Genomic DNA, 9354 nt, shown 5'->3' on the forward strand with positions numbered 1-9354 from the left:
AGCCCACTAGGTTACAAACCTCGCGCCGCGATTAAACCGCTCCTAGTTTGAACAAATTGTAATCCGCAAAGGTCAACAGACCCTAAGTTTGAGCAATAAATTTATTTTTTAATTAATTTATCATTGCATCAGCAGCTTAGTTAAAGTCAAACAAATTAATTGTATTTTGTGTTTGAATTAAACATTTTTGTTGGCTATTTATTAAATGTAGATGAACTTTATGCTACAAAAATATAAATATAAAGGTGAGGATTTTACCGATGAAGAGACAGAAAAGAGATCGTTTAGAAAGAGCTCATTCTCAAGGTTTTAAAGCAGGTTTAGCTGGTCGCTCAAAAGAGCACTGCCCTTATCAACAAGTTGATCCTAAGTCTGAGTGGCTTGGTGGTTGGCGCGAGGCAATAGAAAATCGCAATATGTATAAAACATAAACTCATAACGAATTAAAGCAAAAAGGCCTCCAAATGGAGGCCTTTTTGTTGCGTGTTTTAAACTTAAAACGCGCTGGTATCTTGGAACAAGCCTACCTTTAAATCTTTTGCTTCGTAGATCACGCGGCCATCTACTTCTACGGTTCCATCAGCCATACCCATAAACAATTTACGCTTAATAACGCGTTTCATGTCTAGACGGTAGGTTACTTTTTTAGCTGTTGGCAATATTTGACCGGTAAATTTAACTTCACCTACACCGAGTGCACGACCAAGACCTGGACCACCAGACCAACCTAAGAAAAAGCCCACAAGTTGCCACATAGCATCTAAGCCTAAACAACCAGGCATTACTGGGTCGCCTTTAAAATGACAGTCAAAAAACCAAAGGCTAGGGTCGATATCTAGCTCTGCAACTATTTGACCTTTACCATGTTCACCACCGTCATCGGTAATTGAAATGATACGATCCATCATTAACATGTTGTCACTTGGCAAACGACAATTTCCTTCACCAAACATTTCACCTTGACCACAAAGGATCAAATCTTCTTTTGTATAGCTATTTTTAGGTTCCATAACACTTTATCTTTGCTTAGAAATTGCCCCGTACTTTAGCGTACACTTGTACGCTAAACAACTCGGAGCAGTTAAAAAATGGTTTAATTATAAGCAATCAGTAAATGCAACTGATTTTAGTATGATTAAACCGCGCAATTACTAACAGAAATCATTATAATTGGGGCTGACTTTTAATCAGTTTAAAGGAAATTTATGACCCTTTTTGTTAACTCACTCACTGTGATTGATTTTTCTTACTTATGCAATAAACGCGGTGCAGTTGGCGAAAGTTGGATTGTTGATTTGACTTTACATGGCAAACTAAACGAAGAGTCTATGGTTTTAGACTTTGGCTTAGTTAAAAAGCAAATTAAAGGCATTATTGATGAGTGTATAGATCACCGTTTAGCTGTCCCTAACAACATAAACGGCAGCATCAACGAGTTTGCTGATCACAAAACATTAGATTGTACATTTGCTGATAACAAGCACCTTGCAATGAGTGCACCTCATCAAGCATATTGCTTAATAGATACTGATGAAATTAACGTTGAATCAGTAACAGAGTACTTAGTTGCCACAATACTGCCACAGCTTCCTGATAATATTGAAAAGATTGAGTTGGTGTTAAAGCCTGAGCACAATCAGAGCTTTTATTACCACTATAGCCATGGCCTTAAAAAGCATGATGGTAATTGCCAGCGTATTATTCATGGTCATCGCTCACAAATTGGTATAAGCCTTGGCGGTATTTCTATGCCTCGTTTGCAAAAACAGTGGGCTGATAAATGGCGTGATATTTACTTAGCAACTAGTGAAGATCAAATAAACGCCTCTGAATTAAAACATATCTCAGCTAAAAGTGATGATGTTTGTTTTGCGTATACTGCGGCGCAAGGTTACTTTGAAATGGCTATTACTGAATCACGTTGCGACATTTTACCAATTGATACCACGGTAGAATGTATTGCTGACTACATTGCCAGCCAAGTGAAATTAGAGCACCCAGAAAAAGACGTTAAAATTACCGCCTATGAAGGTGTTGGAAAGGGGTCGATTAGTTATGCTTAAATCCTTATTAGTTTCGGCGTTAATTGTATCAACTAGCTTTAGTGCTATAGCGCTTGAGCTAAAAGGGCATTTAACTCAAGGCGGCCTAGTAACAGGGCAATTAGATAACGCTAAGTCGGTAAGCCTCAATGGTAAGTCGTTAAAACTTGCTGATAATGGGTTATTTGTATTTGGTTTTGGCCGTGATGCAAAACCTGTACATACATTAAGCTGGGTAGATAAAACTGGTAAAGGCCACAGCCAAGATTTAGTTATTACTCTTCGCGATTACGATATAGATAAAATTACCGGTGTTGCTAAAAAATATGTATCGCCGCCAAAAGCAGTAAGTGAACGTATAAGCCGAGAAGCGATCGCAGTAAGAAAAGCACGGGCTGTTAACTCTGATTTAGAATACTTTTTACAGCCAGTACTTAGGCCTGCAAAAGGGCGCATTTCAGGTGTTTATGGTAGCCAACGTTACTTTAATGGCGAACCTCGCAGGCCACACTTTGGTTTAGATATAGCAAACAAAACAGGTTCACCTGTGTATGCACCGATCAGCGGAACCGTGGTGTTTGCTGAACCAGATTTATATTACTCTGGTGGTACTTTGATTTTAGATCATGGGCATGGGGTTACTTCTACTTATATTCATTTAAGTAAGCTTGATGTAAAAGTAGGGCAGAAGATTGAACAAGGTACAAAGGTAGCTGAAATAGGTGCTACGGGCCGTGTAACTGGGCCGCATTTAGATTGGCGATTTAATTGGCAAGGTGAACGCCTTGACCCTGCATTATTAATGCAAGACACATTAGCTAACAAAAAGTAGAGATTATGACTCAAGTAGAGCGCGAAGCCATTATTGCGCAACGTATAAAAGATTCGACCACTTCGGTAACTAAAGCCGTATTTCCTGGGCGTACTAACCATCATAATACGCTATTTGGTGGTGACGCATTAGCATGGATGGATGAAGTTGCTTTTATAGCTGCCACCCGTTTTTGCCGTAAACCATTAGTAACTATTTCATCAGATAGAGTCGATTTTAAAGAAGCTATTCCTGCTGGTTCATTTGCTGAATTGATATCAAAGGTATCGCATGTGGGGAATACCAGTTTAAAAGTGGATGTTGAAATATTCCTAGAAACTATGCACAAAGATAACAAGCACTCTGCTATTACAGGCAGCTTTACCTTTGTTGCTGTTGATGATAACCACAGGCCAACACCTGTCGTGTGTGACAAAATGCTGCATGGTTTTGAGTTATAACACCTAACAGGAAAAATAATATAAGCACCAATTATGGTGCTTATATTATTAACCATAAAGAACACATCATACTGTTTTTGACTAAGGGCCAACTTAGCAATTAAATAAAATAGAGAGTATTAGTTTATCAATGAGGAGGGCGTATTAAAGTAATAAATGAGACTAATAAAAAGGCGTGCAATGCACGCCTTTAAATAACTATAAAACCATAGCGGCTATCCAGCCAAACACCAATAACGGAATATTAAAGTGAATAAAGGTTGGCACAACCGAATCCCAAATGTGGTCGTGTTGTCCGTCAGCATTAAGTCCTGATGTCGGCCCTAGCGTAGAGTCAGAGGCAGGGGAGCCAGCATCGCCTAATGCGCCAGCAGTACCAACAAGCGCAGCGGTTGCCATTACAGAAAAGTTTAGCTCTAAACATAAAGGCACAAATAAAGTGGCAATTATTGGCACAGTTGAAAATGAACTACCAATGCCCATAGTTATAAATAAGCCGACCAATAAAATTACTGCGGCTGCTATGGGTTTATTACCGTCAAAAATGGCGGCGCTGCTATGGACTAGGCTAGCAACGTGTCCGGTTTCTTTCATTACCGCAGCAAAACCTTGCGCTGAAATCATAATAAAACCAATCATTGCCATCATGGCAACACCCTTACTAAACACGTCGCCGTTTTCTTCCCACTTAACCACACCAAATACACTAAATATAACCACCCCGACTAGGCCACCTAATATCATTGAGCCACTGGCATTTTGAGCGATCAGAGAAGCAAGCACGGCAAATAAACCAACCAGCATTACCTTTTTGGGGTTTTCAACATCAGCTTGTTGGCTTTGAACTGTTAATGCTGTGCTTGTGTATTCGCGGCGTTTTCGATAACTAATAAATAGGGCAATCAACAAGCCGACAAACATACCAATAGCTGGAATTATCATTGCTAAAGGGACACTGGTATTAACAATCTCAAGGCCATTATCAACTAGGTTTTTATGTAATATTGAGTATAAATAAATACCCCCAAAACCATACGGCAGCACCATATACGAGGTGGCTAAACCAAAGGTTAAAATACAAGCAATGGCACGTCTATCTAATCGCAGTTTATTAAACACAACAAGCAGCGGCGGGATCAAAATGGGAATAAAAGCGATATGCACCGGCACCAAGTTTTGAGAAGAGATAGCACAAATCAAAATAATAAACAGAATAAAGTAGCTTAATATGGTTTCACTAGAGCCTGTTTGTGCATTTACTTTAGCGAGTAACTTAGCGGCCAAAATACGCGTTAAGCCTGACTTAGAGATAGCGACGGCAAATGCACCTAGCATCGCATAGCTTAAAGCAATTTCGGCGCCTGATGATAAGCCAGAATTAAATGCATCAATACTTTCTTTTAAGCCCATGCCTGCGGTTAATCCGGCAACAAGCGCACTTATTGTCATTGCAACAATCACATTTACGCGGACCAAAGTGAGTCCAAGCATTAAAATAACGCCTATAATAACTGCGTTCATAGATTTCTCTGTTTTATAGATTTAATTAATTTTATCAGATCTTTAGCCTGATTTTTACGTTCTTTGGTAAATGGTTGCCTCGCATAGCGCACTTGCTCAAATAAGTGACAAAAGGCGGTTATTTGTTGCTCTGCATAGGGGGCTTGTTGACTAATGTGTTGTAATGTTTGAATAGGCGTAGCATTTTCAGGGTAGTTTATAGTGTGCTTATTAGCCCAACTGAGTATTTGATAATACTCTTTTACCAGCGGAGGTTGTTTTGTTGTTGCCTTGGGGCGGTTTATATAAATAAAATAAGCACTAAAACTTAAAATTAAAACAATAATAACCCCAAGCGGTACTAACCAAACATAAGTGTTACCAAATAGGGACGCTAATAAATCTTGTTGTTTATTTTTATCAAATCCCAGCACCCAACTAGACCATTGATAATCGAGGTTTTCTAATTCAAGGCGAAGCCAGTTTATGGCAGCATAATTACTTAAGCTAACTAAACCAAAATTAATATTATTTTTAAATTCATCATTTAATGCAGCACTCTGTGATAAAGAACCATTTAATCGTTCGGGCGCAACAACCGCTGTTGCATCAAATATTCTCCAGCCTGCATTAGTATATACCTCAACCCAAGCATGCGCATCGTATTGACGAACGGTAATATAGTCATTGTTTTGATTATGCTCTCCGCCTAAATATCCGCTTACTACCCGCGCTGGAACGCCAGCACTTCTAAAAATAAAGGCAGCTGCACTGGCATAATGACCACAAAAGCCACGTTTATTATTAAACATAAATTGATCAAGCGTATCATCACCGTGCATAGGTGTTGGCGTAAGAGTGTAACTGAAACTATTTTGCGAAAAATAATCTAACAGTTTATTAAAAAGCTCATCAGCGTTAGCACTTCTGTTTTTTAACTGTTGCGCCAGTTGATAACTTTTTTGGTTATTACTCACAGTAAGCGTTTTATAAAAACGCTGCTCTACGCTATTAAGCTTCTTAGTCGATAATAGTTTAGTACTAACAGAATATTGTAACACTTTGGATTTATATTGTTTTTTCCGCAGCAAGCCGACTGAGTTGGAAACTACATTTTCATTGTTACTATTGGCATAGCCAAGCCCATATAACCAATCAGCCATTGCTGGCTCAGCAATTATTGAGTATTGAGTGGTATTTCCATTGCTGCTATTTTGGGTTGGCAACATCATTGCTTGTTTTAAAAACGAAGATGTTTTCCAAGCGTTACCGTCAAATTCATCATGTACAATAGCGCGCCAATAATAAGGGGTAGAGGCTGAGTTATTATCAAACTTCGCTCTAAAAACCAACTCATCAGAGTTTGATAACTTTGCAATATCAAATGGGTCTATTTGTTCTGAGAGACCTGTTTTTGCCATTTTAGGGCCAGGTAATTGCCAAAATGCAGGAAGTTTTGGTAAAAATATTAAGAGTACAACTGCCAAAGGAAAAGCCAGAAATATTATTTTAGCACTTTGTTTTGATGACAGTTTTAAACTATGACTAGATTCAAGTAACCCAAGTACAGCAAAATTTAAAATATACAGTGTACTAATAATTAAAGTGGTAAAAATAGTTTGGCTAAACAAATACACTGCTGAAAGTGAGAAGAATGTGAGGGTGATGATCAATTGATAATGCTGCTTTGTTTTTGCCTGTAGTAATTTAAAAACGCATGACAGCAAAAGCATGGCAACAAACAGCACCACGGTATCTTTAAAGCCAATACTGCTGAGCATAATAATTAATGCTATTGCAGCGAGTCCGTTGGCCAGCCACGCATTGGGCTTTTGTTTGTATTTAAGGGTTAAATAAATATTCCAGCCACATAACGTGCTGAGCATAATAATAAAGGGCAGGGGCAAGTGCTCTATAAAAAAGCTCACTAACCCTAAGTAAATAAATGACAAAGAAAAATTTATAACGCGTTGATTTTTAATCTTATTCATAGTCAGTGCCTACACTACTTAAGGCTTGTAAACAGCGTTGCTGATGAAGCTTTCCTGAGCCATTTTCTATGACCTTATTGGGCAAATTCAACGAGTAATTAATGTCGCTTTCAAACGCTTGGCATACTAGGTAACACAATTGCCCTAAGCGTTGCTCGGTATCGCCAGTCATTAAGTTAAAGTCAAATTGTGTATCGGCAGATTTAAAATCACTAAATTGTTTTACGAGTAATTGTTGAGTTTTTGCGTAGTGTTTCCACGAAATTCGCTGCAACCCCATTTCTGGCAAGTGGGTAATTAAACTTTCAAACTCATCATCGCCTTGGTGCTTTTCATTACCATCATCATTAGCAGTTATTTGGCTTAACTGTTTGTAATTTGGGGTTTTAATAATTGAAGGGTAAACATAAACTGCATGACTAGGTTGAATATAGCTCCATACATTCACCAAACCAAATGGATAATTACTGGCAATTTTTATTGGCTTTAGTAAATAGCGTCCGCGCTTTAAATAAGGCAATGGTAACTGGCATTGTATGGTATCGGCTTTAACACTCTCTATATAGCAGGTGTGTTCAAAATTATTGGGATAACTTAAGGTGATTGACTGACATGTGTCGTTTGATTTTATTTGCCACACTAACTGAGGTTGCTGTGGCGCATAACTCTCAATAGTATTCTTAAAGCTGACAGTTAATCCTTTTGCGTTGCTATAACCTAACAACAAGGCAAAAATAATAATCACAAACATTAAATACGCCATAAACAGTATTAAATTATTTTGATAATTAATTCCCATTACAAAATTTAATAGCGCAACAATCGTAAAATATACACCCAGTGTGGAAGGCAAAACATAAATAGTATTATGCGATAAAGTGATGCTATTTTTTTTGTGCTTATTTTTTAATAAAGTCGTTAAAATTGTACTTTTTACAGCATGAATAAAAGTAGGGCGTTTTAATTTTAAAATACCCATTGATCTAAACGGGCACTAAAACATGTTTTAAAATGTCTGCAATTTGGTTGTTGCCAGACTCACTATGCAAACCTAATCGATGCTGGCACACGCTAGAAAATACCGCTTGTACATCTTCAGGTAGAACAAAGTTTCGACCTTCAATATAGGCCCATGCCCTTGCTGATTTTGACAGTGCCATACTGGCTCTTGGTGAAAGCGAAGCAGCTAACGATTGAGCCTCTCGTGTATAAGTCACTAATTCAATTATATAATCAATAACCGGAGCGCTTAGCGTAATATTAGCTATAGATTCTTGTATTTGTTTAAGTTGTTGCTGGTTAATTCGCTGTGGTAATTGGGAGTAATCGCGCTTTTGATTGTTTAATAGTAATCTTATTTCAGCGTTTTTAGGTGGAAAGCCTAAGCTTATACGCATTAAAAAACGATCTAATTGCGATTCTGGCAGCGGATAAGTTCCTGCTTGATATAAAGGGTTTTGAGTAGCAATAACAAAAAACGGAGTAGGGAGCGGATACTTTTCTCCATCTACGGTCACTTGTTGTTCTTCCATGGCTTCTAATAAAGCACTTTGGGTTTTAGGTCCCGCACGATTTATTTCATCAGCAAGTACTACTTGGCTAAATATTGGGCCTTTATGAAATGAAAAACTGTGTTCTTTATTATTAAAAATATTGGTACCAATAATATCAGCGGGTAATAAATCGCTAGTAAATTGAATACGCTGATACGATAAGCCCAAAACAGCAGCTAATGCATGCGATAAAGTGGTTTTACCCATACCTGGTAAGTCTTCAATTAGTAAATGACCTTCACTAAACAAACAGGTTAACGCTAATTTTATTTGTTGTTGCTTGCCAAATATAACGGTAGATAGGTCATCAATAATAGTGGTAACTAGGTGCTGCATAATGTCCTTTAATCTATCAGTTCTAAACGTTTCATTACGGCATCAACTTTTTGCGCGTTGAAAGGCTTGGCTATAAACTCTTTTGCGCCAAGTTCCCAAGTATTTTGTACGGTCTCGAAACTATTATGGCCTGAGCACATAACCACATGAGCATATGGGTGCTCATTATTGATCGACTCTAAAATTTCGATGCTTTCAGAATCAGGTAAATCAACATCTAAAAATATAACGTTGGGTGATTTTTCGCTAAGTAAGGGTTTAGCACAATCAAAATTATCACACTCAATAATGTCATCAAAACCTAAGCCGGCTAGCACTTGGCTTAAGTCAGCACGGATTTGTTTAACATCATCAATAATTAAAATTGGTTCGAGTGGGCGTACAAATTCCATATGAATACTTCAACATTTTTTACGGCTTGTGGTTTAATATTAAGCCAAGCATTAAGGAACCTCAAGGTGATAACTATGAATTACCGTAATAGTCGTTTAAATGCACTTAATGTCCGATACCGTCTAGTATTGGACTTAGTGAGCTTGAAGTTATTAAAATAGAGCGCCACACATGCACTTAGATTCTACTACCTATAATTTATAGTATGAAAGTTTAATGAAAGGGCAGTTAAGCCCTTTAAAACAATAAGTTAAATATAAAATAGGT

Annotated in this window: 10 protein-coding genes; 4 read left to right on the plus strand and 6 right to left on the minus strand. The window is 37.8% G+C overall.

Annotation, left to right across the window (positions count from 1 at the left end; genetic code table 11):
- The first annotated feature begins 260 nt into the window (after window positions 1-260).
- Window positions 261-431 (plus strand): ribosome modulation factor, encoded by a 171-nt coding sequence (gene rmf / locus QL989_RS18735; RefSeq protein ID WP_008114656.1) that lies wholly within the window; start codon window positions 261-263, stop codon window positions 429-431.
- 63 nt (window positions 432-494) lie between these two features.
- Here rmf and fabA read toward each other — a convergent pair whose 3' ends face one another.
- Window positions 495-1010: a bifunctional 3-hydroxydecanoyl-ACP dehydratase/trans-2-decenoyl-ACP isomerase gene (gene fabA, locus QL989_RS18740; protein ID WP_010389976.1), complete on the minus strand. Its 516-nt coding sequence runs from the start codon at window positions 1008-1010 to the stop codon at window positions 495-497.
- Between the two features lie 195 nt (window positions 1011-1205).
- On the opposite strand from fabA, the gene QL989_RS18745 reads away from it, so the two are divergent.
- From QL989_RS18745 to QL989_RS18755, 3 genes are read left to right on the plus strand one after another with little or no spacing between them, the layout of a single operon-like run.
- The gene (locus QL989_RS18745; protein ID WP_290171641.1) at window positions 1206-2063 is read left to right on the plus strand and encodes a 6-carboxytetrahydropterin synthase; all 858 of its coding nucleotides are present in this window, start codon (window positions 1206-1208) and stop codon (window positions 2061-2063) included.
- Window positions 2056-2874, plus strand: coding sequence for a M23 family metallopeptidase (locus QL989_RS18750; protein WP_054200907.1), 819 nt, complete (start codon window positions 2056-2058; stop codon window positions 2872-2874). Before QL989_RS18745 ends, QL989_RS18750 begins: the two co-directional genes overlap by 8 nt.
- A 5-nt stretch (window positions 2875-2879) precedes the next feature.
- Window positions 2880-3314, plus strand: coding sequence for an acyl-CoA thioesterase (locus QL989_RS18755; protein WP_008114650.1), 435 nt, complete (start codon window positions 2880-2882; stop codon window positions 3312-3314).
- 198 nt (window positions 3315-3512) lie between these two features.
- Here QL989_RS18755 and QL989_RS18760 read toward each other — a convergent pair whose 3' ends face one another.
- From QL989_RS18760 to QL989_RS18780, 5 genes are all read right to left on the minus strand, one after another.
- Window positions 3513-4835 carry a Na+/H+ antiporter family protein gene (locus QL989_RS18760; protein ID WP_010389979.1) on the minus strand — a complete coding sequence of 441 codons (1323 nt, stop codon included), beginning with the start codon at window positions 4833-4835 and terminating at the stop codon, window positions 3513-3515.
- Window positions 4832-6805 carry a DUF3488 and transglutaminase-like domain-containing protein gene (locus QL989_RS18765; protein ID WP_290171644.1) on the minus strand — a complete coding sequence of 658 codons (1974 nt, stop codon included), beginning with the start codon at window positions 6803-6805 and terminating at the stop codon, window positions 4832-4834. The genes QL989_RS18760 and QL989_RS18765 overlap by 4 nt, the downstream gene beginning before the upstream one ends.
- Window positions 6798-7556 carry a DUF58 domain-containing protein gene (locus tag QL989_RS18770; protein ID WP_290171646.1) on the minus strand — a complete coding sequence of 253 codons (759 nt, stop codon included), beginning with the start codon at window positions 7554-7556 and terminating at the stop codon, window positions 6798-6800. The genes QL989_RS18765 and QL989_RS18770 overlap by 8 nt, the downstream gene beginning before the upstream one ends.
- A gap of 232 nt (window positions 7557-7788) precedes the next feature.
- On the minus strand, window positions 7789-8694 hold the full coding sequence (locus tag QL989_RS18775) for a MoxR family ATPase (protein ID WP_290171648.1): 906 nt from the start codon (window positions 8692-8694) through the stop codon (window positions 7789-7791).
- Between the two features lie 8 nt (window positions 8695-8702).
- Window positions 8703-9086 (minus strand): response regulator, encoded by a 384-nt coding sequence (locus tag QL989_RS18780; RefSeq protein WP_055012203.1) that lies wholly within the window; start codon window positions 9084-9086, stop codon window positions 8703-8705.
- Between the last annotated feature and the right edge of the window lie 268 nt (window positions 9087-9354).

The sequence above is a fragment of the Pseudoalteromonas sp. APC 3224 genome (assembly GCF_030407535.1).
Lineage (GTDB): Bacteria > Pseudomonadota > Gammaproteobacteria > Enterobacterales > Alteromonadaceae > Pseudoalteromonas.